Origin of the sequence: Streptomyces sp. NPDC088354 (assembly GCF_044753585.1) — a bacterium.
Classification (GTDB): domain Bacteria; phylum Actinomycetota; class Actinomycetes; order Streptomycetales; family Streptomycetaceae; genus Actinacidiphila.
In genome coordinates, this window is sequence record NZ_JBIVNJ010000008.1 from 143310 (window position 1) to 168856 (window position 25547).

Annotated in this window: 20 protein-coding genes, 2 tRNA genes and 1 pseudogene; 7 read left to right on the top strand and 16 right to left on the bottom strand. The window is 72.8% G+C overall.

Translation table 11 applies throughout. The features are described from left to right. The first annotated feature begins 34 nt into the window (after nt 1-34). Nucleotides 35-283 carry a hypothetical protein gene (locus ACIP98_RS15175; RefSeq protein WP_319664624.1) on the top strand — a complete coding sequence of 83 codons (249 nt, stop codon included), beginning with the start codon at nt 35-37 and terminating at the stop codon, nt 281-283. A gap of 46 nt (nt 284-329) precedes the next feature. On the opposite strand, the gene ACIP98_RS15180 is transcribed toward ACIP98_RS15175, so the two are convergent. After that, nucleotides 330-599 (bottom strand): GlsB/YeaQ/YmgE family stress response membrane protein, encoded by a 270-nt coding sequence (locus ACIP98_RS15180; RefSeq protein ID WP_319664625.1) that lies wholly within the window; start codon nt 597-599, stop codon nt 330-332. A 331-nt stretch (nt 600-930) separates the two neighbouring features. On the opposite strand from ACIP98_RS15180, the gene ACIP98_RS15185 reads away from it, so the two are divergent. Next, nucleotides 931-1329: a RidA family protein gene (locus ACIP98_RS15185; protein ID WP_401976133.1), complete on the top strand. Its 399-nt coding sequence runs from the start codon at nt 931-933 to the stop codon at nt 1327-1329. On the opposite strand, the gene ACIP98_RS15190 is transcribed toward ACIP98_RS15185, so the two are convergent. Next, nucleotides 1304-2116 (bottom strand): arylamine N-acetyltransferase, encoded by an 813-nt coding sequence (locus tag ACIP98_RS15190; RefSeq protein WP_401976136.1) that lies wholly within the window; start codon nt 2114-2116, stop codon nt 1304-1306. The genes ACIP98_RS15185 and ACIP98_RS15190 overlap by 26 nt on opposite strands. Nucleotides 2117-2424: 308 nt before the next feature. Here ACIP98_RS15190 and ACIP98_RS15195 point away from each other — a divergent pair, with 308 nt between their 5' ends. After that, nucleotides 2425-3846 (top strand): APC family permease, encoded by a 1422-nt coding sequence (locus tag ACIP98_RS15195; protein WP_401976138.1) that lies wholly within the window; start codon nt 2425-2427, stop codon nt 3844-3846. A gap of 5 nt (nt 3847-3851) precedes the next feature. Here the strand turns inward: ACIP98_RS15195 and ACIP98_RS15200 are convergent, their stop codons facing one another. The 7 genes from ACIP98_RS15200 to ACIP98_RS15230 form a co-directional block, all read right to left on the bottom strand. Beyond that, on the bottom strand, nt 3852-4145 hold the full coding sequence (locus ACIP98_RS15200; protein WP_401976139.1) for a hypothetical protein: 294 nt from the start codon (nt 4143-4145) through the stop codon (nt 3852-3854). A 75-nt stretch (nt 4146-4220) separates the two neighbouring features. Further along, the gene (locus tag ACIP98_RS15205) at nt 4221-6716 is read right to left on the bottom strand and encodes a ComEC/Rec2 family competence protein (RefSeq protein WP_401976141.1); all 2496 of its coding nucleotides are present in this window, start codon (nt 6714-6716) and stop codon (nt 4221-4223) included. After that, nucleotides 6713-7687 carry a helix-hairpin-helix domain-containing protein gene (locus ACIP98_RS15210; RefSeq protein WP_401976143.1) on the bottom strand — a complete coding sequence of 325 codons (975 nt, stop codon included), beginning with the start codon at nt 7685-7687 and terminating at the stop codon, nt 6713-6715. The genes ACIP98_RS15205 and ACIP98_RS15210 overlap by 4 nt, the downstream gene beginning before the upstream one ends. 196 nt (nt 7688-7883) lie before the next feature. Next, nucleotides 7884-8729 (bottom strand): DegV family protein, encoded by an 846-nt coding sequence (locus tag ACIP98_RS15215; RefSeq protein ID WP_319664633.1) that lies wholly within the window; start codon nt 8727-8729, stop codon nt 7884-7886. A gap of 126 nt (nt 8730-8855) precedes the next feature. Then, on the bottom strand, nt 8856-9464 hold the full coding sequence (locus tag ACIP98_RS15220; RefSeq protein ID WP_319664634.1) for a hypothetical protein: 609 nt from the start codon (nt 9462-9464) through the stop codon (nt 8856-8858). Between the two features lie 176 nt (nt 9465-9640). After that, on the bottom strand, nt 9641-12505 hold the full coding sequence (leuS, locus tag ACIP98_RS15225; protein ID WP_401976144.1) for a leucine--tRNA ligase: 2865 nt from the start codon (nt 12503-12505) through the stop codon (nt 9641-9643). Between the two features lie 240 nt (nt 12506-12745). Then, complete coding sequence (locus ACIP98_RS15230) at nt 12746-14719, bottom strand: protease pro-enzyme activation domain-containing protein (RefSeq protein WP_401976147.1); 1974 nt, start codon at nt 14717-14719, stop codon at nt 12746-12748. A gap of 368 nt (nt 14720-15087) precedes the next feature. Here ACIP98_RS15230 and ACIP98_RS15235 point away from each other — a divergent pair, with 368 nt between their 5' ends. Then, on the top strand, nt 15088-16221 hold the full coding sequence (locus ACIP98_RS15235; RefSeq protein WP_319664639.1) for a cytochrome b/b6 domain-containing protein: 1134 nt from the start codon (nt 15088-15090) through the stop codon (nt 16219-16221). Continuing rightward, a pseudogene (locus ACIP98_RS15240) lies at nt 16218-17874 on the top strand (NADH-ubiquinone oxidoreductase-F iron-sulfur binding region domain-containing protein). The gene ACIP98_RS15235 and the pseudogene ACIP98_RS15240 overlap by 4 nt, the downstream one beginning before the upstream one ends. Nucleotides 17875-17897: 23 nt before the next feature. On the opposite strand, the gene ACIP98_RS15245 reads toward ACIP98_RS15240, so the two are convergent. Continuing rightward, nucleotides 17898-17970 (bottom strand) — tRNA-Ala (locus ACIP98_RS15245). Between the two features lie 124 nt (nt 17971-18094). Here ACIP98_RS15245 and ACIP98_RS15250 point away from each other — a divergent pair. After that, nucleotides 18095-19324 carry a glycosyltransferase 87 family protein gene (locus ACIP98_RS15250; RefSeq protein WP_401976150.1) on the top strand — a complete coding sequence of 410 codons (1230 nt, stop codon included), beginning with the start codon at nt 18095-18097 and terminating at the stop codon, nt 19322-19324. Here the strand turns inward: ACIP98_RS15250 and ACIP98_RS15255 are convergent. Next, nucleotides 19314-20756 (bottom strand): MFS transporter, encoded by a 1443-nt coding sequence (locus tag ACIP98_RS15255; RefSeq protein WP_401976153.1) that lies wholly within the window; start codon nt 20754-20756, stop codon nt 19314-19316. The genes ACIP98_RS15250 and ACIP98_RS15255 overlap by 11 nt on opposite strands. Nucleotides 20757-20858: 102 nt before the next feature. On the opposite strand from ACIP98_RS15255, the gene ACIP98_RS15260 reads away from it, so the two are divergent. After that, nucleotides 20859-21773 (top strand): helix-turn-helix transcriptional regulator, encoded by a 915-nt coding sequence (locus ACIP98_RS15260; RefSeq protein WP_401976155.1) that lies wholly within the window; start codon nt 20859-20861, stop codon nt 21771-21773. 29 nt (nt 21774-21802) lie between these two features. Here the strand turns inward: ACIP98_RS15260 and ACIP98_RS15265 are convergent. The 5 genes from ACIP98_RS15265 to nadD all read right to left on the bottom strand — a co-directional run bounded on the left by ACIP98_RS15265 (nt 21803) and on the right by nadD (nt 25541). Beyond that, a tRNA-Ala gene (locus tag ACIP98_RS15265) sits at nt 21803-21875 on the bottom strand. Nucleotides 21876-21970: 95 nt separating this feature from the next. Further along, nucleotides 21971-22624 (bottom strand): histidine phosphatase family protein, encoded by a 654-nt coding sequence (locus tag ACIP98_RS15270; RefSeq protein WP_319664667.1) that lies wholly within the window; start codon nt 22622-22624, stop codon nt 21971-21973. Continuing rightward, nucleotides 22621-23058: a ribosome silencing factor gene (gene rsfS / locus ACIP98_RS15275; RefSeq protein ID WP_401976157.1), complete on the bottom strand. Its 438-nt coding sequence runs from the start codon at nt 23056-23058 to the stop codon at nt 22621-22623. The genes ACIP98_RS15270 and rsfS overlap by 4 nt, the downstream gene beginning before the upstream one ends. Nucleotides 23059-23152: 94 nt before the next feature. Beyond that, entirely contained in the window at nt 23153-24922 is a 1770-nt protein-coding gene (locus ACIP98_RS15280) for an LCP family protein (protein ID WP_401976159.1), read from the bottom strand. A gap of 37 nt (nt 24923-24959) precedes the next feature. Continuing rightward, nucleotides 24960-25541, bottom strand: a complete 582-nt coding sequence (nadD, locus tag ACIP98_RS15285) for a nicotinate-nucleotide adenylyltransferase (RefSeq protein ID WP_319664646.1) — start codon at nt 25539-25541, stop codon at nt 24960-24962. Nucleotides 25542-25547: the final 6 nt, after the last annotated feature.

The window sequence follows — 25547 nt, forward strand, 5'->3', positions numbered from 1 at the left end:
CCAGCATCCCACGCGGGTCCGACACAATGTCCCGGTGAATGACGTCAGACATGTCCTCGTACTGCCCGACCGCGACTCCGCGGAGGACGCCGCCGACGAAGCCTCAGAGCGCTTCGACCTCCCTGCCCGCCCCCAGATCGTCCGCGACGCCCTCGCGGGAGAGGACGACGCCGAAGACGCCCAGTGGCTCGTCGTCGTCAACGACGAGGACGGCGAACTGGATCCCGCCGCGCTGAACGCGCTGGCGGAGGAGTTCGAGGGCTGGCTGGAGGAAGAGGACTAGAACCGGGCCCGGGCCTCGGCCCGGAGCGGTGCGCGGCGGCTCCCGTTCAGCGGGAGCGGGAGTCGCCGAACAGGACGCGGTAGACGATCAGCAGCACCAGGGCGCCGCCGATCGCGGCCCCCCAGGTGGGCAGATCGTAGAACTCCTTGGTGATGGGGTGGTGCAGGAACTTCGCCGAGATCCAGCCGCCGACGAGGGCGCCCGCGATCCCGATGAGCGTCGTTCCGACCAGGCCGCCCGGGTCCCTGCCGGGCAGCAGTATCTTGGCGATGGCGCCTGCCAGCAGGCCGAGCACGATCCAGCCGATGATGGTCATGAGGTCAACCTGCCACGGCTCCGGGCCCCTCATGCCTGCTGATACGCACCCATGGGCATCCCGTGACACGGCGGTTGCACTTCTCGGACCGCCCCCGGGTCTGCGCACGGGCGCGGTGGACTCGGCACGGCGCGGCGGCACCGCCGAGATCACGGTTGCCAAACCCCTGAGGCGGCCGTGGTGTTCGCCGTGCCGGCAGGGACCGCTCGCACGGCGCCGACCCGGCGGGCGCGGGCGGGCGGGCGGCGGACGAGCTGGGCGGCGTCCTCGCGGTCCGGCGCACGCCGAAAATCGGGTGACACGTCCCCGGCGCCCGCCGCAGGCTGCCGCAATGACCCGTCACACGATCGTCCCGTCCCTCTTCCCGCCGCCCGGCTACGCGCACGCCGCCGTCGTCGAGACCGGCACCCGCGTCGCCTTCATGGCCGGTTCCGTCCCCCTCGACGCCGACGGTGAGCTCGTCGGCCCCGGCGACCCCGTGGCCCAGGCCCACCAGGTCGTCGCCAACCTCGACGAGGCCCTCCACGCGATCGGCAGCGGCCTCCCCCACGTCGTCGCCACCACCGTGTACGTGGTCGCCCACGATCCCGCCGACCTCGCCCGGGTCTGGGACGTCGTCCGCACCTGCGGCCTCAGCGAAGGGCCCCACACCTCCACCCTGGTCGGCGTGGCATGCCTCGGCTACACCGGGCAGTTGGTGGAGATCACGGCGACGGCAGTGGTGCCGTGAGGCCGAGCGGGGCGCGCAGCCGCGGGACACGGTCGAGCGCGAGTCCGAAGCCGTCGCGGTAGGCCTCCAGGACCTCGCTGTCCGTGTCGAGGGGGACTTCGTGGCGGGTGCCGTCGGGCGCGGTCGTGATGAGGGTGCGGCCGGTCAGGGTGAGGCGGCCGCCGTCGTCGGTGAGGCGGGAGCAGACCAGGGACGTGGTGAAGTGGGAGCGGGGGGAGGTCTGCTGGTACCAGGAGCCGACCTCGAAGTCGGCGAGCTCGCGGGGGCGCAGGTCGAGACGGTAGGCGGGGGTTCCGTCGTGCAGGAGGTCGAGGTCACCCAGGGGAGCGGGGGTGAAGCGGAAGACGCCGCCGGGGTCGGACTGGTCGGTGTCCGTGGTGAGCGGCAGCGGGTGGTGGGCGTGGCGGCCGAAGCCCACGTCGGCGAGGAGGGTGGCCCCGTCGGCGGTGCGGACACGCAGGGCAAGGTGGTCGTAGGGGATGCCGAGCCCGTCCGGGCTGATGCCGCGGCAGGCCAGGAGGCCGACGTCGTAGCCGAGGGCGGTCAGCAGTGCCGCGAAGGCGCCGTTGAGCTCGTAGCAGTAGCCGCCGCGCCGGGCCCCGACGATCTTGTCGTGGAGGGCGTCGGGATCCAGGGTGACGGGCTCCCCGAGGTGGAGGGAGAGGTTCTCGAACGGGACGGCGACCAGATGGCGCACGTGGAGTTCGCGCAGTGCGTCGGCGTCGGGTCGGGTGGGGCGCGGGGCGCCGATGCGGCGGAGGTAGGCGTCCGCCTGGGATGCGTCCATGGCGTCAGCTTGGCGAGGCACCGTCACGAACGCCAGGGTCCGCGACGCGGGAAGGACCGGGGCCCAACGACAGTCCCGGCGTGGCGATTTCCCACTCCCGGTGCGGATTAGCGCACTCAATCGCCCAGTAGGCAGTGGTTTTACGTTGGACGGACGACTTCTTGGCTACGGATTTCGTTGTTCAGAGGCTCTTGACGTGGCCTTGACGGCCAGGGTTTCATCCTCGGAACGGAGATGAACATTCCGTTCCGAGTTTCCCTGGACCGGAGGCGGTAGCCCCCTTCAGCCCGACCTGATCGGATGCGCGCATGACCGACATGCTTCACCCGCCGGCGGCCCCGCACTCACCCCTGGCCCCGCCCATCGAGGCGCCGAAGGCACTGAAGCGGTCGATCGGCGTCGTGGGCGGAACGCTGCTGACGCTCTCCTGCCTGACGCCCGCTTCGTCGTTGTTCGTCATCGTGCCGCCGCTCTTCGCCGACCTGGGCACGGGCACCGCGCTGACCATCGTGATCGCGGCCGTGCTGTGCGTCGCGGTGGCGTTCTGCTACTCCGAGCTCGGCACCCTGATCCCCAGCGCGGGCGGCGAGTACGCGATGGTCGGCACGCTGATCGGCCGGCTGGCCGGATGGATCGTGTTCGTGCTGTCCCTGATCGTGGTCATGATCGTGCCGCCGATCATCGCGCTGGGAACGGGTGAGTACCTGGCGCCGCTCGCGCAGATCGACCCCAAGGTCGCGGGCGCCGCGGTGATGCTGCTGGCGACCGTGATGGGCCTGCTGGACCTGCGGGCCAATGCCTGGATCACCGGCATCTTCCTCGTGCTGGAGGTGGTGGCGGCCGGCATGGTGGCCTTCCTGGGCTTCTCGCACCGCGCCCGGCCTGCCTCGGTGCTGGTCCACCCCGTGACCCAGGGCGGGCACGGGCTGGGCACGGCGGTCACGGCCGGGACGATCGTGGCGGGCCTGGCCATCGCACTGTTCGTGCTGCAGGGCTTCAGCACGGCGGTCTACCTGTCGGAGGAGATGGAGAACCCGCGCCGCACCGTCTCGCGCACCGTGCTGTGGACGCTCGGCATCGGCGCCCTGGTGGTGATCGTCCCGACGATCGCCATCACGCTGGGCGCACCCGACATGGGCTCCCTGACCGCGGGCGACCTGTCGGCCCTCGTGCAGGGCTGGAGCAATTCCGCGGTCGGCACCTTCATCAGCCTCTGCATCGCACTGGCGATAATCAACGCGGGCATCGTGATGGTGATCCAGAACTCCCGTGTGCTGTACGCGTCGGCGCGCGACCGCGCCTGGCCGACACCGGTCAACAAGGCGTTCGGGACGCTCAGCAAGCGATTCGGGGCGCCGTGGATCGCCACGCTGGCGGTGGGTGTGCCGGGGGCGGTGCTGTGCTTCGTGCCGGTGGAGACGCTGAGCGGGGTGACGGGGGTCGCGGTGGCCGCCATGTACATCGTGGTGGCGCTGGCGGCGCTCGGGGCACGCAGGGGCGACCACAAGCAGCGGTCGGCGTGGCGCATGCCGCTGTGGCCGGCCGTGCCGGTGCTGCTGGTGGCGGTGCTGGCGTACGTGCTGGTCCAGCAGACCGCTCAGGATCTGGTGATCACGGGTGTGATCGTGGCGGCCTCCCTCGCGTACTGGTGGTTCTATCTGCGGCCGCGGCAGAGCACCCGCTGGGTGATCTCCGTGCCGGAGGAGGAACTGGGCCTCGCGAACAGCTGAGATCGCTACACGTCGCCGTCCAGGACGCGCTCCAGGCTCGGTGCCTTGACGTGGGCGCCCGACTGCACCGCTTCGATGCGGCCCTTGACGTCGCCGAAGTCGAAGTGGCCCAGGGTCCAGTAGTCGGACCACTCGGTGAGCGCCCGGAAGTTCATGAAGGTGGCGACCACCCGCTTGCCGGGCTTGCGGAATTCGTCGACCGTCACGCGGGTCGCCCCGAAGGTCATCGTCGACGACACGTGTTCCCAGCCCCGCGCGGCGGCGTCGGCCACGGCGTGGTCGCGGTAGTTGAAGGTCATCCGCTCTCTCTCCTCGTCGTTCCGCCGGCCGCCGCCCGGCCGCGCCGGGAGGACGGGCGGGCGGTTCGGCACCGGTCACGGTGAATGTCCCATGGGTGCGGCACGCAGGTGGCCGGTATCGCCGAGGACGGCGATGGGTCCGTCGGTGTCGGTGCGCAGGACGGTGGTGCCCTGGGCGCGGAGGGCGCTGATCGTGCGGGGTGAGGGGTGGCCGTAGGGGTTGTCGCTGCCGCAGCTGATGAGGGCGAGCCGGGGACGGAGGCGGGCCAGGAGGGCGGGGTCCTGGTAGGCCGAGCCGTGATGGGCCACCTTCAGCACATCGATGCGGCCCAGCCCGGGCACGGCGGTGAGCAGCGCGCGCTGGGCGTCGGGTTCGAGGTCGCCGAGCAGGAGCACGGTGAGCCCGGCGGTGCGCACGAGGAGGGTGACGCTGGCGTCGTTGGGATTGGCGTCGTCGGTGACGGGGAGGTCCGAGGGCGCGGAAGGGGGCCACAGGACGCGCCAGTCCAGCGGTCCGAGGCGGCGGTGCTCGCCCGCGACGGCGCGGATCACGGGGACGCGGGCCGCGGCCGCCCGGGCGCGGACGAACGCCGCCTGGTCCGCGGGCGCGTCGAGGACGGTCGTCTCGATGGCGCCGACGGCCCGTTGGCGCAGGACGCCCGGCAGACCGTCGACGTGGTCGGCGTGGAAGTGGGTCAGGACGAGGAGGGGAACGGCCCGGATGCCCAGCGACCGCAGGCAGCGGTCGACCAGCCGGGGTTCGGGTCCGGTGTCGACGACCACCGCGGTGCCCCGCCCGCCGGCGGAGAGCACCAGGGCGTCCCCCTGGCCGACGTCGCAGACGACCATGCGCCAGTCGGGCGGCGGCCATCCCGTCACGGCCCGGGGCAGCGGGACGGGCCGGACGACGGTCAGCACGATCAGCAGCACGGCCGCGGCGCACAGCCAGGGCCGGCGCAGCAGACGGCGGCCCGCGACGACGACGGCCGTCACGACCGCCGCGAGCAGGAGGGCACCCGCCCATGTGCCGGGCCAGTCCACGGTGGCCCCGGGAAGGGCGGCACCGTGCCGGGCGACGGCGGCGATCCAGCCGGTGGGCAGGCCCGCCAGCCACGCGAGGGCCTTGGCCGCGGTCATGGCGGGCGGCGCGGCGGCGAGCGCGGCGAAGCCGAGGACAGTGGCGGGACCGACCGCGAGTTCGGCCAGCAGGTTGCACGGCACGGCGACGAGGCTGACGTGGGCGGCGAGCACGGCGAGCAGCGGAGCGCAGACGGCCTGGGCGGCGGCGGATGCCGCCAGTACTTCGGCGAGCCGGGGAGGGACCCGCCGCCGGCACAGGGCCGCGCTCCACCGCGGGGCGAGGGTCAGCAGGGCCCCGGTGGCCAGTACGGAGAGGGCGAAGCCGTACGAGCGGGCGAGCCAGGGGTCGTAGAGGAGCAGCAGCAGGACGGCCGCGCACAGGGCCGGCAGGAGTGAGCGGCGGCGTCCGGTGCCGATGGCCAGCAGCGTGATCAGACCGCACACCGCCGCGCGCAGCACGCTGGGGTCCGGACGGCACACCAGGACGAAGGCGATGGTGAGCAGGCCGCCGAGTGCCGCCGTGGTGTGCAGCGGGAGCGCCAGTCGCGGGGCCAGGCCCCGGCGTTCGGCGCGCAGCGCGATGCCGGGCGGCCCGATGAGGAGGACCAGGACGAGGGAGAGGTTCGACCCGCTCACGGCGGTGAGATGGGTGAGGTCGGTGGCCTCGAAGGCGTCCTGGAGTTCCGGGCCGATCCGCGTGGTGTCGCCCACCACGAGCCCGGGCAGCAGGGCGCGGGCGTCCGGCGCGAGGTCCTCGGAGGCGGTGCGCAGGCCCGCGCGCAACCCGCCGGCGAAGCGCTGCGCGGCCGACGGCGGCCCGACGGCGCGCGGTGGGCCGCGCACGGACAGCACGGCGGCGACGCGGTCGCCCGAGTCGCCCGGCGGCGCCAGCCGGGCCTCCACGACCAGCCGCGTCGAGGGGAGCAACGACCCCCAGGGTGCGACCGGTTGCCGGGCGACGAGCAGGACGGGCGTGCGCACGGCCGTCGTCGTACCGCGCGCGGTGACGCGTACCGCCTCGGCTTCGAGCAGTACGGCGGCGGGGGCGCGGGCCGCACCGCGCACATGGGGGCGGATCATGCGGGGGTCGGCTGTCAGGGTGATCTCGACGCGGGCGTGGGCGTGCTGGGCCGCCAGGTCGGGCACGGGGCCCCGATGGAGGTCTGCGCCGTGCAGGGCCGCCACTGCCGCGGAGACGGTGCCGCAGAGCAGCGCGGTACCGACCGCCGTGAACGTTGCCGTGGCCGTGGCCGCCGACAGGCTCCGCGACAGGAAACGGGGTGCCAGGAGCATGCCCGCGCCCATGAGCGCGCCGGCGGCGCAGAGCCCGGTCACCACCTGCCCGGGCGCGGTGAGCGCGACGCCCGCGGCGAGCCATGCGGCCAGGGCCGGCACCAGCAACCGCAGGTCCGCCGGGCCCTCTTGACGCGGATGGGACGCGCCCCGGGGCGAGGCGGCGTCCGCGTGCACCGCGGGACGGCGGGGGCTCACGGCGTGACCAGGGGCTTGAGGTCGGCGAACCGGCGGTCCCCGATGCCGTTCACGTCCCGGAGCTGGTCGACGCTGGCGAAACCGCCGTGCCGGGCGCGGTACTCGATGATGTGCCGCGCCAGCACCGGGCCGACGCCGGGGAGGGTGTCCAACTGCTCGGCGGTGGCACCGTTCAGGCTCACGGCGGCGGGCGGGGCGGGCGCCGCGCCCGCCGCCGCGGGCGCGGGCAGGCCGGGCGCGGCGACACGGCCGACGACGATCTGCTCACCGTCGGCCAGCCTTCGGGCGAGGTTCAGGGCGCTGGTGTCCGCGCCGGGCAGGGCTCCCCCGGCCGCCTCCAACGCGTCCGCGACCCGTGCCCCGGTCGGCAGCCGCCGCAGACCCGGGCGCCGCACCTTGCCCGCCACGTCCACGACCAGGGCCGCCTGCGGGTCCGGCCCGGGGCGCGGCGTGCGGGGGCCGGTGGACACGGGGGCGGGCACGGCCGCGGGGAGCGTGGAGACGGCCGGGGGCACCGCGACGGTCCGCGGCCTGCCCGTCCAGAAGTGGTGCACCGCGAACCCGATCGCGACGACGAGCACCGCGGCGAGCGCGACCGCGGTCTTCGGCTCCATCCCGCAGCGCAGGGAGAACCACGTGGGCAGCCGCTCGGTCAGGGCGAGCCGCCAGGCCGTGCCGCGCCGTACCGCCACCCCCGGCGGCCCGTGCCGGGCAGCCGCCCCGCGCGGCCGGCCGGCCGTGCCTCCGCCCATGTCAACGCCCCCGCGCACGTCAGCGTCACCGTCACCGTCCGCGTCGGCAGCCGTGTCGCTGTCCGTACCCGGGTCCGCCGCACCACGGCGCGACGCGGGCCCGTTCAGTACGGCGGGCGGGTGCCCGGGCGGCGGGTCGAAGAGTCCGGCGGCGCGGTCGCGGGCGGAGTCGGCGTGAACGTGCCGGTGGCGGCGGCTGGTTGCGGTGATCGGTCCCATGTCCGAGACGGTAGGCCTTGCGCCGGCACAGAGATGATCTTGCTTGATTCCTGTGGACAACCAGGCCGTTGTGGACAACTCCGCCACCCGCAGGTGTTACTCGCGTTCACTCATGGCGACTCATGTTCACCCGGGCACCCGGGCACCCGGGTTCACTCGGGTTCACTCGGGTTCACTCGGGTTCACTCGGGTCGTTTCACAACGGCGAGACCACTGCCCCCAGCAGCCCCGGACCCGTGTGGGCCCCGATCACCGCGCCGACCTCGCTGAGGACGAGGGTGCGCAGGGCGGGGACCCGGGTGCGCAGGCGCTCCGCGAGGCCGGAGGCCCGGTCGGCGGCCGCGAGATGGTGCACGGCGATGTCGACGGGCCGCGAGCCCGCGCGCTCGACGACGATCTCCTCCAGGCGGGCGAGCGCCTTGGACGCCGTCCGCACCTTCTCCATGAGCTGGATCCGGCCCTCGTCCAGCTGCAGCAGCGGCTTGACCGCGAGCGCCGAGCCCAGCAGCGCCTGGGCGGCGCCGATGCGCCCGCCCCGCCGCAGGTAGTCCAGGGTGTCGACGTAGAAGTACGCGGAGGTGTCCGACGCGCGCTTCTCCGCCGCGGCGACGATCTCGTCGGAGCTGCCGCCCGACTCCGCGGCCTCGGCGGCGCTGAGGACGGGGAAGCCCAGGGCCATGGCGACCATCGCGGTGTCCACCACCCGCACCGGCACCGGCGCGCTCCCGGCCGCCAGCCGTGCGGCGTCGTACGTCCCGGAGAACTCGGCGGACAGGTGCAGGGAGACGATCTCCGTGGCGCCCGCCTCCGCCGCCGCGCGATAGGCGGCGGCGAACTCCTCGGGGCTGGGCCGGGACGTGGTGACGGGCTTGCGGCGCACCAGGGCGCGGGCCACGGCGGGGGCCGATACCTCGGTACCCTCTTCCAGCGCTTCGTCGCCGATGACCACCGCCAGCGGAACCACGGTGATCCGGTGCCGGGTCAGGGCCTCCTGCGGCAGGTAGGCCGTGGAATCGGTGACGATAGCGACATGGGACGACATGTGCGGGAGGTTACCCGCGCCGAAGGCCCGGCAACAGTACGGCCCCGCTGGGGTGAACGCGGCGGGTGCGGACCCCGGTGGAGGGCGCCCCGACCGCCCGGACCCCTCGGCCCGCCCAGCCCGCGCTCACAGCGTCTTCGGCGGACGCTCCGCGGACGAGGACGCCCCGGGGCCCGGCTCGGGCAGGCTCGCCGGCGCCCAGTGCCGCAGGGCACCCGCCTCCAGGTCGATGTCGCGGCCCAGCGCCGCGAGGTCGTCGTCGGCGAAGCGCCGGGCGCGGTCCTGGGCGGCCCAGCGCAGCGAGTCGGCGGAGTGGGTGATGCGGCGGGTGCGCTCCTCCAGTTCGCCCAGGCGCGCGGAGATCCGGGCGCGGTCCGGCTCGCGCTCCAGCAGTTTCAGCTCGGCGTCGAGTTCCGTGGCGTGTCCGCTCAGCCGCCGGAACAGCGCCACGGCCTCGCTGAGCCCGGAGTCGTCCGCGGCCCGGGACTCCAGCGCCTCCCGGGTGCTGGCGACCGAGGTGCGCAGCGCGAGGCGCAGTTCGGCGAGCTTCCCGGCGGGGCCGGGCTGGGTGTAGCGGCGCGCCTTGAGACCGGTCTCCTCCACGACGCGCCGGGCCTCGACGCTCGTACGCTCCACGCCGCGCCGTACCGCCCGGGCCGTCCTGACCGTGGCCACGATGCCGAGCGCGACGAAGGAGGCGAAGATCAGCAGGATCAGGGCGACGGCGACATCCACGGCGGCTCCTCTGCCCGGTCGGCCCGATCTGCTCGATCGGCGTATGCCCACCGTAAACGGCCGGGGGCGGACGAGGGTTCCGGGGAAACCCTCGTCCACCCCTGAGATCCGAAGTCTCCGGCGACCCGGAGCGGGCCGCCCGCCGCCGCTGCCGCCGGCGGACCCGGACCGGTGTCTCAGCCCGTGACGATGTTGACCAGCTTCGGCGCCCGGACGATCACCTTGCGCACGGCCGCACCGCCCAGGGCCGCGACGACCGCCGGGTCGGCCAGGGCCTGGGCCTCCAGGTCGGCGTCGGAGATCTCCGGCGGGACCTCCAGGCGGGCCTTGATCTTGCCCTTGACCTGGACGACGCAGGTGACGGTCTCGTCCACCACGTACGCCGGGTCGGCGACCGGCAGGTCCTCGTGCGCCAGGGACTGCTCGTGCCCCAGCCGCCGCCACAGCTCCTCGGCGATGTGCGGGGCCAGCGGCGCGATCAGCAGCACCAGGGGCTCGGCGACCTGGCGCGGCAGGGCGCCGCCCGCCTTGGTCAGGTGGTTGTTCAGCTCGGTGATCTTGGCGATGGCGGTGTTGAAGCGCAGGCCCTCCAGGTCCTGGCGGACGCCGTCGATCGCCTTGTGCAGGGCCCGCAGGGCGTCCTCGTCCGGCTCGGCGTCGGTCACCGTCACCTCGCCCGTCGCCTCGTCGACGATGTTGCGCCACAGCCGCTGCAGCAGCCGGTACTGGCCGACGACGGCGCGGGTGTCCCACGGGCGGGAGACGTCCAGCGGGCCCATCGCCATCTCGTACAGGCGCAGGGTGTCGGCGCCGTACTCGGCGGCGATCTCGTCCGGGGTGACGGCGTTCTTCAGGGACTTGCCCATCTTGCCCAGCTCGCGCTTGACCTGCTCGCCGCCGTACCAGTAGTCGCCGTCGCGCTCCTCGACCTCGGCGGCCGGGACCGGGAAGCCGCGGCTGTCACGGTAGACGTACGCCTGGATCATGCCCTGGTTGAACAGCTTGTGGAACGGTTCCACGGACGAGACGTGGCCCAGGTCGAACAGCACCTTGGACCAGAAGCGCGCGTACAGCAGGTGCAGCACCGCGTGCTCGGCGCCGCCGACGTACAGGTCGACGCCGCCGTGCGGCTGCCCCTCCCGCGGACCCATCCAGTACTGCTCGATCTCGGGGTCGACCAGCTGCCGGTCGTTGTGCGGGTCCAGGTACCGCAGCTCGTACCAGCAGGAACCCGCCCAGTTGGGCATGGTGTTGGTCTCGCGGCGGTAGCGGCGCACGCCCCGGCCGTCGCCCAGGTCCAGGTCGACGTCGACCCATTCCTGGTTCCGGGACAGCGGGGTCTCCGGCACGGTGTCGGCGTCGTCCGGGTCGAAGGTGCGCGGCGAGTAGTCCTCGACCTCGGGCAGCTCCAGCGGCAGCATCGAGTCGGGCAGGGCGTGGGCGACGCCGTCCTCGTCGTAGACGATCGGGAAGGGCTCGCCCCAGTAGCGCTGACGGCTGAACAGCCAGTCGCGCAGGCGGTAGTTGACGGTGCCCTGGCCGATGCCGCGCCGTTCCAGGTGGTCGATGACCGTCCGCTTCGCCTCGGTGACCCCCAGGCCGTTCAGGTCGATCTCCGCGTTGGCGGAGTTGATCGCCGGGCCCTGGCCGGTGAACGCCTCGCCCTCCCAGCCCTCCGGGGGCTGGACGGTGCGGACGATGGGCAGGTCGAAGACGGTGGCGAACTCCCAGTCGCGCTCGTCCTGGCCGGGGACGGCCATGATCGCGCCGGTGCCGTAGCCCATCAGGACGTAGTCGGCGACGAAGACCGGGATGCGGGCGCCGGTCAGCGGGTTCACCGCGTGGGCGCCGCTGAAGACGCCGGTCTTGTTCTTGCCCTCGGTCTGCCGCTCGACGTCCGACTTGGACTGGGCCTGCCTGCGGTACTCCGCGACGGCCTTCGCCGGGGTGTCCGCGCCGCCGGTCCAGGCGTCCTTCGTGCCCTCCGGCCACGCGGCCGGCACCAGGGTGTCGACCAGCGGGTGCTCGGGGGCCAGCACCATGTAGGTGGCGCCGAACAGGGTGTCGGGCCGGGTGGTGAAGACGGTGATCGGGGTGGCCGCCCGGCCATCGTGGCCCTCGACCGCGAAGTCGACCTTGGCGCCCTCGGAGCGGCCGATCCAGTTGCGCTGCTGCAGCTTGATCGCCTCGGGCCAGTCCAGCGCGTCCAGGTCGGCCAGCAGGCGGTCCGCGTACGCGGTGATGCGCATCATCCACTGGCGCAGTTTGGCCTTGAAGACGGGGAAGTTGCCGCGCTCGGAGCGGCCGTCGGCGGTGACCTCCTCGTTGGCCAGCACGGTGCCCAGGCCGGGGCACCAGTTGACCGGCGACTCCGACGCGTAGGCCAGGCGGTACCCGCCCAGGACGGCGTCGCGCTCGGCGGGGCTCAGCTCGGCCCACGGGCGCTTGTCGGGCGTCTCCCGCACGCCCTTCTCGAACTGCTCGATCAGCTCGGCGATCGGGCGGGCGCGGTCGGCCTCGTCGTCGTACCAGGAGTTGAAGATCTGCAGGAAGATCCACTGGGTCCAGCGGTAGTAGTCCGGGTCGATCGTCGCGAACGACCGGCGCTTGTCGTGGCCCAGGCCCAGCCTGCGCAGCTGCGACCGCATGTTGTTCATGGCGGCCTCGGTGGTGACCCGGGGGTGCTCGCCGGTCGCCACGGCGTGCTGCTCGGCGGGCAGGCCGAAGGCGTCGAAGCCCAGGGTGTGCAGGACGTTGTGGCCGGTCATGCGCTGGAAGCGGGCGAAGACGTCGGTGGCGATGTAACCCAGCGGGTGGCCGACGTGCAGTCCCGCGCCCGAGGGGTACGGGAACATGTCCATGATGAACTTCTTGGGCTTGGCCAGCTCGCCGTCCCCGGCCAGGTCACCGGTGGGGTTGGGCGCGGCGAAGGTCTGGTTCTCGTCCCAGAAGTCCTGCCAGCGGCTCTCGATGTCGGCGGCCAGCGCGGCCGTGTAGCGGTGGGGCGCGGCGGCCTCTGCGGCAGGGGTGGTCTCGCTCATCGTCCTTCGTACTCCATCGCTGTCATGACGGCCTGCGGCCCGGCCGTACGGGGTGTCTGCCTGCGGAAACGAAAAAGCCCCTCGCACAGGAGGGGCGCCGCACTGACATCGATCCTGGTCAGCGCGGCTTGCTAAGCAGAAGGCGTACGGCATGCATGAGGTCAGGTTACCGCAGAGGCGGAAGGGCCCGCACCGAGGTTCCCCCCGGTGCGGGCCCTTACGTGCCGCTTCGCGCCGTGCTCAGTGGCGGCGGCCCGGCTTGTACGAGTCGACGTAGCCGCGCGCCGGGGTGCCGACGCCGGTCACGTCGTCGTAGCCGACGACGGCGGACAGCGAGCTGTCCTTGCCGAGGCTGCGGAGCGAGGTGAGCAGGCCGTCCGACGCGTCGAAGCCGTTGGCGAAGTCCACGCGGACCACCGCGAGGTCCTTGCCGCGGCCCAGCGGGTGGTCGGTGACGTCGTGGTACGCCCCGGTGCCGTAGCGGTCGTAGATCAGCGGGTTGGCGAAGCCGATCGGCACACCGTGCCGGGCCTGCTGCGCCAGCGCCTGGACGCCCGCGATCACCGGCGCGGCGAGCGAGGTGCCGCCGATCCGGTACTCGCTGTACTGGAGCGACCCGTCGGGGAACGTCTGGGTCTGGCCGACCAGGAAGCCGGTGTTCGGGTCGGCGACGGCCGAGATGTCCGGCTCGACGCGCTGCTTGACCGTGCCGCCGTTGGCCAGGGCGAGCGAGTTGGGAACGACGCCGCGCTGGTAGAAGGGCTGCGCGTAGAGCTTGCTGGTGCCGCCGCCCGCGCCGGAGGTGTAGGCGCCGGGGAAGCCGGTCCAGCTGGAGCCGTCGGCCGCCAGCGTCGCCTTCAGCGTGCCCCAGCCGGTCTCCCACTGGTACTTGTCGCCCTTGCCGACGGCGAGCGCGGTGCCGCCGACGGAGGTGACCCAGGGGGAGTTGGACGGGACGTCGACCTGCTTGGCGCCGGTCCCCAGGGGATTGGCGACGTTGTCGCCCGCGTCACCGGAGGAGAAGTAGAAGCCGATGCCCTCGACCGCGCCGATCTGGAAGATCTGGTCGTACGCGGCGGCGATGTCCGGGGTCTCGTTGGACTCGAGGTCGCCCCAGGAGTTGGAGACGATGTCGGCGAGCCGGTGGTCGACGATCTTGCCGAGCGCGTCGAGCAGGTCGTCGTCCGTGCAGGAGGAGGCACCGACGTAGGTGATGTCGGCCGCCGGGGCGAGGGCGTGCACCGCCTCGACGTCCAGGGTCTCCTCGCCGTACCAGTTGGAGGCGTCGCACTCGTCCGGGCCGGTGAAGCGGTAGTCGGCCGGCAGGACCTGGGAGAACTGGCCGCGCTTGTAGGACGCGTCGCCGTTGCGCGCCGCGTACTTCTTGGCGTCGGCGGCGATCGTCGGCGAGGCGAACGCGTCGGTGATGGCGACGGTGACGCCCTTGCCGGTGTACGAGCCCGCTCCGTAGGCGGCGCGCAGCTGCTTGCCCGTGTAGCCCTTGACGGCGTACGGGGCGTGCGTGCCGTAGGCGACCGGCAGGTGCTTGTTGGTGTTCGACCCGTAGTACGTGGAGAAGGGACCGGAGTTCTTGAAGACGCCGGCGGGCGGCGGGAGCGTGTCCTGGTGCTGTGCGCGCCGCGGGGAGTTGTCCAGGCCGGTGACCGTGAGCACCGTGCCGCTGAGGGCGGCGGGGACCGAGGCGGTGCCGACCGGGGCGCGGTAGGTCTTCGAGCCCTTGCTGAAGTTGTGCAGCTGGGTACCGAAGGCCTTCTCGGCGGCGGAGACGTCGCCGCTGACCGTCAGATAGTGCTCAGTGACGCCGGTGACCTTCAGGCCGGAGGACTCCAGCCACGCGGTGGTCTCGGAGACCTGCTGCCCGGTCGCGCCGAAGCGGGCCTTGGCCTGGGCGGCCGACAGGAAGCTGCCGTACGAGGCGGACGCCGGGTCGGACACCGCCTGGGCGTAGGCGGCGAGGCCCTTGGCGTCACGGCCGGCCAGGTACACCCGGAGGGTGACCTTGTTCGCGTCAGAAGTGGCGCCCTTGTCGGACTTGGTCGTCGCCCAGACCGGCTTGCTGCCGGCGAGGGTGTGACGCCCGTGCGAGGCGTCGGCCTGGGCCGTGGGTATGCCCATCGCCAGCGCACCGGCGACCAGCGGCAGCGCCGCTGCCAGGGCCAGGCCGGCCCGCTTTCTGGAGCGGGTGGAGCTCATGTAACCCCCTGCTGTGTGAAGTTCTGACGGACAGCGGCGTGTCTGCATCGGCCACGCACGTGAACCGCCTCGCCACTCTCGCGGTGAACGGCTCATGCCAGGGACATGTGTTCGCCAAGAAGGGCCCAAGGAAGCGTCACGAAAGGGCAATTGGAGGGGCGTAAAGGTCCGGAACGAGGACATATGGAACCGGAGACCGGACACGGTCGGCACGAGCCGGAAGAAACCGGACAAGTCCGCCTGCGGGCGGCCGAACATCCTTACCGAACGGCGGCCGAACAAACCGACGTTAGCAGTTCGTAATGATCCGCATCCCGGGTTGTCGAAAGACGATCGAAGTGGGTACCCGACCGGGTTAGCGTCAGCGCATGCGCACCAACCGTCAGTCCTCCGACAGTCGCCGGAACCCCCCGCTCCCGGCGAGCGCCACACTGTCCGGGGCTCTCCGCACCGCACAGTCGCCGCGTGTCTGGGCGACCGCCGGTACCGCCGCCGCTCTGCTCGTCCTGGCCTTCACCGCGGGCCCGGCCCTGCGGGCCTTCCTGGACTTCGGCGCCGGTGTCCTCACCCTCGTCTCGCTCAGCTGCACCGTCATCTGGGGCCTGGTGTCCACCGACACCGTCTTCCTCGGCCCGCGCGAACGGCTGGTCACCCAGGGCATCCACCGCGCCCTGGGGGTCGCCGCCATCGGCTTCCTGATCCTGCACGTGACGACGAAGGTGGTCGAGGTCCGCGTCACCACCGCCGGCGCCTTCCTCCCCCTCGGCGTCACCGGCCGCGACGGGCTCATATCGCTGGGCGTGCTGGCCGCCTACCTGATGATCCTCGCCGCCGCCACGGGCGCGATGCGCAGCATCTTCGCCGCCAGACGCCACCCCGTGCGCTGGCGCATCCTGCACGGCATGGCGTACGCCTCGTGGTGCGCCGCCCTCGTCCACGGGCTGGAGTCCGGCCGGGCCGCCAAGCCCTGGGTGATCATCTGCTACATGGTCTGCCTGGTCGGCGTCGCCATCGCCCTGGTGGTCCGGCTGCGCAAGGTCCGCGGCGAGTCCGTCTTCCCCGAGACCCGGGAACGTTCCGCGTCCTTCCGCAACCTGGCCCGCGGCGCCGGTTCCGGCGGCCGGCGGCGTGCCGTCCGCGAGGAGGGCGGCCCGGCCCTGGCCAGCGCGTACACCGACCCGCTGCCGCCGCTGCCCGGCTTCCCGGCCGCCGGCCAGTACACGCCCACCCCTCCCCCGGCCCCCGGCCTCGCCTTCGGCACGGACCCCGCGGGCGCCACCATGCAGCTGCCGCAGGTTCCCGCGGACCCGCAGTCCCCGTATTCTCAGCAGCCCCAACAGCCGTACCAGCAACAGCCCCAGCCCGGCGCCTGGGACGGCACCCCTCCTTGGGGGACCGAAGTGCCCGGCGGCGTCCAGGACACCGATCCGCTGGGAGCCGACCGGCTCCAGCCGATCTCCTGGCAGCAGTCGACGCCCGGACCTTATGAAGGACAGCGATGAACCTGCCCGCCATGCCGGACCGCTCACCCGCCCTTCGTACGGGGGCGGGTGATGTGCTGCCCGACGTCCGTACGGTCGGGCTGCCCCGAATAACCGCGGGGTTCGACGAGGTGGAACGACTGGACCGGGTCACCCATCTGAACGTGCACGGTTCCATGCCGACCATGACCGAGGGCGAACTCCTGGACCTCGCCGAGCTGATGGGCCTGCGCGGCCGCGGCGGCGCCGGTTTCCCCTTCTACAAGAAGCTCAAGGCCGTCGGAGAGGCCGCGCGCCGGCGCGGCAGCCCGACGGCGATCGTCGTCAACGGCTGCGAGGGCGAGCCCGCCTGCCGCAAGGACGCGGTCATCCTGCGCCGGGCACCGCACCTGATGCTGGACGGCGCCCTGCTGTGCGCCGAGATCCTGGGCGCGCGCGAGCTGGTGATCAGCGTCACCCGCGACACCAACGAGCAGTCCGTGCGCGACGCCCTGGCCGAGCGCGGTCTCGGCGCCAAGCGCGGCCGCCAGCTGAGGGCCCGCATCGTGCGCATGCCGGAGCGCTTCGTGTCCGGCGAGTCCTCCGGCATCATCTCGGCGGCCAACGGCGGTCTGCCGCTGCCGCCCGGCAAGAAGGTCAGCGCGAGCGAATCGGGCATCGCCGGGATGCCGACGCTCTTCTCCAACACCGAGACCTTCACCCAACTCGCGGTCGGCGCCCGCATGGGACCCATCCGCTTCGGCTCCGCGGGCGCACCCGGGGAGCCCGGCACCGCCATGCTCACCGTGTCGGGCTCGGTGCCCCGGCAGACGGTCGTGGAGACCCCGACCGGCGTGCCCATGTCGTACATCCTGCAGATGTGCGGCGGGAACCCGGGGCAGGGCGTGCTCGTGGGCGGCTACCACGGCAACTGGATCGACCCCAACATCGCGTCGATGGTGACCATCGCCCGCGAGTCGCTGGAGGCCCACAAGGCCACGCTCGGCGCGGGCGCGCTGCTGCCGCTGGACCCGGGGCTGTGCCCGCTCGGCGAGTCGCTGCGGGTCGCGCAGTGGCTGGCCGCCGAGACCGCCGGGCAGTGCGGGCCGTGCCGCCTCGGCCTGCCCCGGATGGCCGGACTGCTGCAGGACGTGCTCAACGGCGGCGGACAGGCCGCCCTGGAGCAGCTCCGGCAGACCGCGGTGGCGGTCAAGGGGCGCGGGGTCTGCAAGCACCCCGACGGCTCCATGCGCTTTGTGATGTCCACCATCAACGCCTTCACCGACGACCTCGCGGCCCACGTCCTCGGCGGCGGCTGCGGCCGTCCCACGGTCGGCGTGCTCCCCCTGCTCAAGTCCGAGCCCTCGCCGCTGCTCGGCGGCCCCGCGAGCGGCAACACGGCCGCGGCCGCGGGCAACAAGCGGCTGGTCGTCGACTGGACGCTGTGCAAGGGCCACGGGCTGTGCGCCGGCGTACTGCCCGAGATCGTCCGGCTGGACCGCGACGGCTACCCCGACATCGCCGGGACGCCCGTCCCGCCGCACCTGGACGCCGCCGCCCAGCGCGCGGTGGCCCGCTGCCCCGCGCTGGCCCTGCGGATGGAGGAGGGCGGGCGCCGCTGAACGTCCGCCCGGCCCGGCGGTGGCGGCCACCGGGCCGGGGCGGTCCGGTCACGCGGAAGGGCCCGATACCTGAGGTACCGGGCCCTTCGCGTGAAGTGGAGCTACGGGGATTCGAACCCCGGACCTCTTGCATGCCATGCAAGCGCTCTACCAACTGAGCTATAGCCCCGCGTTGCCGTTCCTCCGGGTCCCCCCGGCGACTCGGCATACATTACACGGCCGCGGGGGCGGTTCGCCAAATCCATTCCGGTACTGTCGGCTGACCCCGACCCCCAGGACTGGAGACGGCCCCCGTGACCGCCACGCAGCGCATCGTCGACGCCACGGCGGAACGGACGCACCGCCTCCGCCGCCCCACCGTCGTGGCGGCCGTGGTGTGCCTCGTCTCGTTCGCGGCGTTCTGTCTGGCGCAGCACGCCGCCCATGTCTCGATGATCGACCTCACGGTCTACCGGGCCGAGGGATGGACGGTGCGGCAGGGCGGCGACCTGTACGCGATGCGCGTCACCCACGCTCAGCTGCCCAACACCTACCCGCCCTTCGCCGCCCTCCTCTTCACGGCGCTCACCCTCCTGCCGGCCGGTGCCGCGCGGATCGCCGCCACCCTGCTCAACCTCGGGCTGCTCGTCGCGCTCGCCTCCCTCTCGCTGCGGCTGGCCGGGCCGCACCGACGGCTGCCCCCCGCGGCGGCGGCCCTCGCCCTCGCCGCGGTCGCGGTGTGGTCCGAGCCGGTGTGGACGACGCTGCGGTACGGGCAGATCAACCTGCTGCTCGCCGTGCTGGTGCTGTGGGACCTCACCCTGCGGCCCGGTTCCCGGGCGGCGGGCGTCGGGATCGGCATCGCCGCCGGGATCAAGCTCACACCCGCGCTCTTCGTGGTGCTCCTCGCCGCCGGCGGGCTCGTGCTGGCCTGGCGGCGCCGGGAGCGGTGGAACGACCACCTGCGGCGCGCCTGCGTCGCCGCGGGCGTCCTCGCCGCGACGGCCGGCCTCTCCGCGGTGGTCCTGCCGCACGACTCCCGGCGCTTCTGGACGGGGGTGATCTTCTCCGCGGACCGGGCCGGGCACGGCGAGGACACCGCCAACCAGTCCCTGCGCGGGGTGCTCGCGCGGGCCCTGCACACCGGTGATCCGGGGACGTGGTGGCTCGTGACGGCCGCTCTGGTGGCGTGCGCCGGGCTCGCCGTCGCCGTCGCCGCGCTCGCCTCCGGCGCATGGGCCTGGGCGGTGGTCTCCTGCGCGGTGACCGCGCTCCTGGTCAGCCCCGTCTCGTGGTCCCACCACTGGGTGTGGGCCGTGCCGCTCGTCGTACTGCTCGACCGGGTCTCGCGGGCCGCCGCCGTCGCGGCAGGGCTCGTCTTCTGCTCGTACGGGCTGTGGCTCATCCCCCACGGGGACGGCGTCGCCCGGCCCGAACTCCACCAGTCCGCCTGGCAGATGGCCCTGTCGGCGGTCTACCCGGCGGTGGGCGTCGCCTTCTTGTGCGTCGCGGCGGCTGTCGCCGTACGGCGGCTCAGGGCCTAGCACGACGCTGCGACGACAGCCCCGCCAGCGCGCCGAGGGCCGCCGTCAGGGCGAGCCCCCAGGAGGTGAGGGCGATGGCGTGGGCGGAGGAGCCCGAGGAAGCCAGGCGGTTGAGGAAGAGCGTGCCCAAGGCGGCGACGCCGATCAGCTGGCCGAGCTGCGTGACGGTGGCGAGCAGCCCGCTGGCGTCGGCGGCATCCTGCGGCGCCACCCTGCCGAGCGCGAGCGTGAGCGTGGGGCTGAACGACGCGCCCAGCCCGAGGCCCACGCCGAACTGGACGACGAGGAAGGGCAGCTCGTGCTGCTGCCCGTCGCGCAGCAGCAACCCCATGGCGGCGAACGAGACCGCGGCCACCACCAGTCCGAGCGGGGCGAGCAGTGCGTGCGTACGCGCCGGCAGGCGGCGCCAGTTGAGCCCGACGCCACCGAAGGCGACGGCCGCGGCGGTGAAGGTCAGCCCGGTGCGCAGCGCGCTGAGGCCGAGACCGCTCTGCAGGTGCAGCGCGATGGAGAACAGGAAGCCGGCGTTCAGCGCCATGGCGACGGCGATCACGACCACGGAGCGGCGCATGCCGGGAGCGCGCAGCACCCGCGCGGACACCAGCGGCGCCCCGCCGCGACGGGTCAGCCGGGCCTCCAGGACCGCGAAGACGCAGAGCAGCACGGCGCTGAGGCCGAGGCAGATCCAGCCCCACAGGGGCCAGCCCTCCTCCTGCCCGAGGACGAGCGGGACGGTGAAGAGCGTCACGGCGGCCCCCAGCGTGACCAGGCCGGGCAGGTCCAGGCCGCGGCGGCGCTCCGCCGCCCCGTCGGGGTCGCGCGGGACGACCCGCGGCGCGAGGACGAGCAGGCCGATCCCGATGGGCACGTTGACCAGGAACACCGGACGCCAGCCGGTGCCGAACAGGTCGGCACTGACGAGGAGGCCGCCGAGGGACTGCCCCGCGGCCGCGCCGGTGGCCAGCACGGCGGAGTAGACACCGAGGGCGCGCACCCGCCGCTCACCGGTGAAGTTGCGCTGGATGAGGCTGAGCACCTGGGGGATCATCAGGGCCGACCCGGCGCCCTGGACGAGCCGGAAGCCGGTCAGCTCCCCGGCGGACTGCGCGAGGCCGCAGGCCAGCGAGGCCGCGGTGAACAGCCCGAGACCGGCGACGAAGGTCCTGCGGTGGCCCCACAGGTCGCCGATACGAGCACCGGTGATGAGCAGGACGGCGTAGGAGATCGTGTAGCCCGCCACGACGAGCTGGAGGGCGGCGCCCGAGGCGTGCAGGTCGGTGCGGATGGTGGGCGCGGCCACGTTGACGATGAAGACGTCGAGCAGGGCCATGAACTGGCCGGTCAGTACGGTGCCGAGCAGCCGGCCGGCCGGTGCGCGGCCGCCCGTCCCGGCACGGGACACGGGCGGGGCGGAGACAGTGGGGTTCGCCATGGCACGAGCCTGCGGCCGGCCGCGTACTGGTGCCGAGAGCCCCTGGATGCTGGTACTGACAGCACCTGGCACCCGGTCCGGTCCCGGTGCACGATGGGTCACATGTCCGCCGTGTCCGCTCCGCGACGCATCGAACTCGCCGCCTTCCTGCGCAGCCGGCGCGCCCGGATCACCCCGCAGGACGTGGGCATGCCCCCGGGCCTGCGGCGCCGCACGCCGGGACTGCGGCGCGAGGAGGTCGCACAGCTCGCCGGGGTGGGGGTGACCTGGTACACGTGGCTGGAGCAGGGCCGCCCGATCAACGCGAGCGTGCAGGTGCTGGACGCGGTGGCGCGCACGCTGCGGCTGGACGTCACCGAGCGGCAGCACTTGTACCGGCTGGCGGGGGTGCCGTTCGTCCGCGAACAGGCCGCCGAGGCGGAGGCGGTGGGCCAGGAGGTGCAGGACATCATCGACGCCCTGGACCCGCTCGCCGCGGTCGTCTACAACGCCCGCTACGACGTGCTGGCCTGCAACGCCGCCTACCGGTACACCTTTCCGTCGGTGCGGCTGGACTCCCCCGCCGACCGCAATGTACTGCGGCGGCTGTTCACCGGCCCGGCGTGCTGCTCGGCGTTCATCGACCGGAGCGAAGAACTGCCGCGCATGGTCGCGCAGTTGCGCGGCGCCTACGGCCGGCACGTGGGCGAGCCCGTCTGGGAGTCGTTCATCGAGCAGATGGTGCGCTGGAGCGCGGAGTTCGCGCGGATGTGGGCGAGCGGGGACGTGGCGCCACCGGGGCAGCGGGTCAAGACGATCCAGCACGCGTCGGTGGGCATCGTCCGGCTCGCCTCGACCTCGCTCGCGGTGGACGCGGCGCCGGAGCACCGGATCGTGGTCTACACCCCGGTCGACGAGGAGAGCCGGGTGCGGATGGCACGGCTCCGCGAGCTGCCCGACCCGCTGGTCGGCTGCCCCGAGCACGCGCGCCCGCTGTCGCAGCTCGTCGGCGAACGCGAAGAATCCCGCCTCCCCTGAACCAGGGGGACGGGATCCGGTGATCGCTGTGGAGCTACGGGGATTCGAACCCCGGACCTCTTGCATGCCATGCAAGCGCTCTACCAACTGAGCTATAGCCCCGCTGTCCTCAGGCTTTCCGCCTGGCGAACGAGAAGAAGCTTAGCCGGTCAGGGCCGGATTTCCGAAATCGGCCCCGGCGGCCCCGTCACCGCGGTTCAGTCATCGTCGCCGAGCACCGGCTCGGGCAGTGTGCCCGCGTTGTGCTCCAGCAGACGCCAGCCGCGGGCACCCTCGCCCAGCACCGACCAGCACGTGTTGGACAGGCCGCCGAGCGCCTCCCAGCTGCGCGGGTCGAGGCCGAGCAGCCGTCCTATCGTCGTGCGGATCGCGCCGCCATGGCTGACCACGACGAGGATGCCGCCGTCCGGCAGTTTGTCGGCGGCCGCGAGCACCACGGGAGCGGCCCGGTCGGCGACCTCGGTCTCCAGTTCGCCGCCACCGCGCCGCACGGGCTCGCCGCGCTTCCACGCCGCGTACTCCTCGGGGTGACGTGCGGTGATCTCCTCGTGGGTCAGGCCCTGCCAGACACCCGCGTAGGTCTCCCGCAGGCCCTGGTCGTACGTGATGTCCAGGCCCGTCACCGCCGCCAGCTCGGCGGCCGTGTCCGCGGCCCGCTGCAGGTCCGAGGCGATGATCCGGTCCGGCTCCAGGGCCGCCAGCAGGCGCGCCGCCCGTTTGGCCTGGCCGACGCCGGTGTCGGTCAGCGGGATGTCCGTGGTGCCCTGGAAGCGGCCTTCCAGGTTCCAGGCGGTCTGGCCGTGCCGCCAGAAGACGATGCGCCGGCCGCGGCCGCGGGTGTGTCCGTTCAGCTCAGCTCTCCGTCCTCGTCGGCCACCGACACGGCGCGGGCGTGCTCCTCGGCCTTGCCGCGGGTCGCCACGGCGTCCTTGGGCAGCTCCAGCTCGGGGCAGTCCTTCCACAGCCGCTCCAGAGCGTAGAAGACGCGCTCCTCGGAGTGCTGGACGTGCACCACGATGTCCACGTAGTCGAGCAGCACCCACCGGCCCTCGCGCTCACCCTCGCGGCGCACGGGCTTGGCGCCCAGCTCCTTGGCGAGCCGCTCCTCGACCTCGTCGACGATGGCCTTCACCTGGCGGTCGTTCGGCGCGGAGGCGAGCAGGAACGCGTCGGTGATGGCGAGAACGTCGCTGACGTCGTAGGCGATGATGTCGTGCGCGAGCTTGTCGGCTGCCGCCTGGGCGGCGGTCTGAATGAGCTCGATGGAGCGGTCCGTGGCGGTCACAGGTGCGGCTTTCCGGTCGGGGACGTCGTACCCCCAAGGGTCTCACGGACCGCGGACAGTCCCCGACCGGTTATCCGGCCGGGGACCGGACGGCTCAGGGCTTGGGCGGCGGGGTGTAGTCCTGGCCGAGCACGACCGTGATGTCCGCGTTCGCCGGAACGGTGCCCTTGGTGACGGCCTTGGCGGGCAGGTTCAGGGTCTTCGCCAGCTCCTGCGCGTTCGTCTTCTGGTCGGCGGCGCCGTACACGACCTGGGAGGTCGCCCGGGTGGCGGTGGTGGTGCCGGAGACGTAGGTGTAACCGCCGCCGACGATCTGCACCTGCGCCTCGCCCGCGTTGGCGGACAGGCCCGAGCCGTTCTTCAGGCCGACCCGCGGGATGCCGTCGGACGCGGTGTTGGTCACCGTGCCGCCGAGGACGTCCTTGACGATTCCGTCGGTGTCCTTCTCGCTGACCGTCCCGTCGGCCTGCACCGGGAGGGTGTCGGTCCGGTACGCCCCGGTCTTGGCCTCCTCCGACAGCGCCGCGAGGCTGCTGCCCAGGTCCTTGGCGGTCAGCGGGGGCTCGATGACCTGGTTGAGGCCCTCGACGGTCTTGGTCGCCAGGTCCGGGTCGCTGTACATCTTCTTCAGCACGCCCTGGACGACCTGCCCGAACCGGGCGAGCTGCTTGTCCTGCGCCTCGCCGGGCCCGCGGTAGGTGGCGTACGCGACGGCCGCCTGTCCGCCCAGCTCCTGCTGCTTGCCGGGCTTGACGAGGACCTTGCCGCCCTTCTTCTTGTCGGCCTTCACCGTGGCGTCGGTGTCGACGAGGATGCCGCCGAGGGACTCGACAAGGTTGTCCAGGTAGGGGGTGTCCAGCCGCCAGGTACCGCTGATCTTGGTCCCGAGCAGGGTCTCCAGGGCCTCGCGGGTGGGGGCGGAGCCGCCGTCGACCACCGACTTGCCGAGTGTGGTGCTGCCTCCGTCGTCGCTGCTCACGGCGAGCGAGTTGGGCAGCAGCACCGTGGTGCCCTTCTTCGTGGTCGAGTTGCTGACCAGCAAGGCGGTGGAGGTCTCGTTGCCGTCCACCGGACGCAGGTGCAGCACGAGCACGTCGCGCTTCTGGCCGCCCGCGGCCTGCTGCGTGGTGCCCGAGTCGCCGCCGAGCCCCGGGATCTTCCCGGCCTTCCACAGGTAGCCGACACCGCCGACCGCGGCCAGCGCCACGACGACGACCAGGGCGACGACGCGGTTGCGGCCGCGGCGCTTGGCCTCCTCGCGCCGCTCGGTGCGGGATTCGGTGAACTTCAGCCAGTCGATGACCTCTTCGGACTCCTCGGTCTCCTCGTCGACGAAGGAGAACTGCCCCGTGGAGTAGTCCCCGTTGCCCGAGGGGCCGGAGGGCCCTGAGGGGCCGGAGGGTCCCGCGGGCCCCCGACCGGACGGACCGGACGGCGCGGGGGCCTGTACGCGAGCCTGCGCCTGGGGGGCCTGCGGCTCGGGCTCGCGGTAGACGGGCTGCGGCTGCGTGTGCTGCTGCTGGTACGGCGGCTGGGGCTGCGGCTGCTGCGGCTCGTAGTACGGCTCCTGGTACTGCGGCTGCTGCGGGATCCAGCCCTGGTACTGCTGCGTCTGCTGCGCCTGGGACGGGGCCTGCCGCTGGTCGTAGCCGTAGTCCTGCTGCTGCCCGTAGCCCTGGCCCTGGTACTGCTGCGGCTGCTGCGGGGCACGGCCCGGCGCCTGGGCGTAGGGGTCGTAGCCCTGGTCCTGCTGCTGGTATCCGTAATCGCCCTGCTGCTGTGCGTAAGGGTCCTGGGGGTAGGGGTCCGGTCCCTCCTGCTCGGGTGTTCCCTCGGCGTAGTGCCATCGGGGGTAGTCGTTCACTGGGGACCCCTCCAGTTGCCGCTGAGCCGCTGATCGATTACCGGTAGAGCCTGCGTTTGTCGATGTAGCGCACAACACCGTCGGGCACCAGGTACCAGACGGGCTCCCCCTTGGCGACCCGGTGCCGGCAGTCGGTGGAGGAGATCGCGAGGGCGGGCACCTCCACCAGGGAGACGCCGCCCGCGGGGAGACCCGGGTCGGACAGGACGTGCCCGGGCCTCGTGACGCCGATGAAATGCGCCAGGGAGAAGAGTTCCTCGGCCTCGCGCCAGGAGAAGATCTGCGCCAGCGCGTCGGCTCCCGTGATGAAGAACAGCTCCGCCTCGGGATGGTCGGACCGCAGGTCGCGAAGTGTGTCGATGGTGTAGGTGCGGCCGCCGCGCTCGATGTCGCTGCGGCTGACCGAGAACTGCGGATTCGACGCGGTGGCGATCACCGTCATGATGTAGCGGTCCTCGGCGGCCGACACCTTCTGGTCGCTCTTCTGCCAGGGCTGGCCGGTCGGCACGAAGACGACCTCGTCCAGCTGAAAAAGGTGTGCCACCTCGCTGGCCGCAACGAGGTGACCGTGGTGGATGGGATCAAACGTCCCACCCATCACACCGATTCGCTTCTTCATGCGGAC

Excerpts from the sequence above, each read along its gene's own strand:
- ACIP98_RS15230 (WP_401976147.1), bottom strand. The coding sequence starts at position 14,719 with ATGAGCTCCACCCGCTCCAGAAAGCGGGCCGGCCTGGCCCTGGCAGCG.
- ACIP98_RS15255 (WP_401976153.1), bottom strand. The coding sequence starts at position 20,756 with ATGGCGAACCCCACTGTCTCCGCCCCGCCCGTGTCCCGTGCCGGGACG.
- ACIP98_RS15190 (WP_401976136.1), bottom strand. The coding sequence starts at position 2,116 with ATGGACGCATCCCAGGCGGACGCCTACCTCCGCCGCATCGGCGCCCCG.
- ACIP98_RS15185 (WP_401976133.1), top strand. The coding sequence starts at position 931 with ATGACCCGTCACACGATCGTCCCGTCCCTCTTCCCGCCGCCCGGCTAC.
- ACIP98_RS15200 (WP_401976139.1), bottom strand. The coding sequence starts at position 4,145 with ATGACCTTCAACTACCGCGACCACGCCGTGGCCGACGCCGCCGCGCGG.
- leuS (WP_401976144.1), bottom strand. The coding sequence starts at position 12,505 with ATGAGCGAGACCACCCCTGCCGCAGAGGCCGCCGCGCCCCACCGCTAC.
- ACIP98_RS15195 (WP_401976138.1), top strand. The coding sequence starts at position 2,425 with ATGACCGACATGCTTCACCCGCCGGCGGCCCCGCACTCACCCCTGGCC.
- nadD (WP_319664646.1), bottom strand. The coding sequence starts at position 25,541 with ATGAAGAAGCGAATCGGTGTGATGGGTGGGACGTTTGATCCCATCCAC.
- ACIP98_RS15215 (WP_319664633.1), bottom strand. The coding sequence starts at position 8,729 with ATGTCGTCCCATGTCGCTATCGTCACCGATTCCACGGCCTACCTGCCG.
- ACIP98_RS15235 (WP_319664639.1), top strand. The coding sequence starts at position 15,088 with ATGCGCACCAACCGTCAGTCCTCCGACAGTCGCCGGAACCCCCCGCTC.
- ACIP98_RS15180 (WP_319664625.1), bottom strand. The coding sequence starts at position 599 with ATGACCATCATCGGCTGGATCGTGCTCGGCCTGCTGGCAGGCGCCATC.
- ACIP98_RS15260 (WP_401976155.1), top strand. The coding sequence starts at position 20,859 with ATGTCCGCCGTGTCCGCTCCGCGACGCATCGAACTCGCCGCCTTCCTG.
- ACIP98_RS15210 (WP_401976143.1), bottom strand. The coding sequence starts at position 7,687 with ATGGGACCGATCACCGCAACCAGCCGCCGCCACCGGCACGTTCACGCC.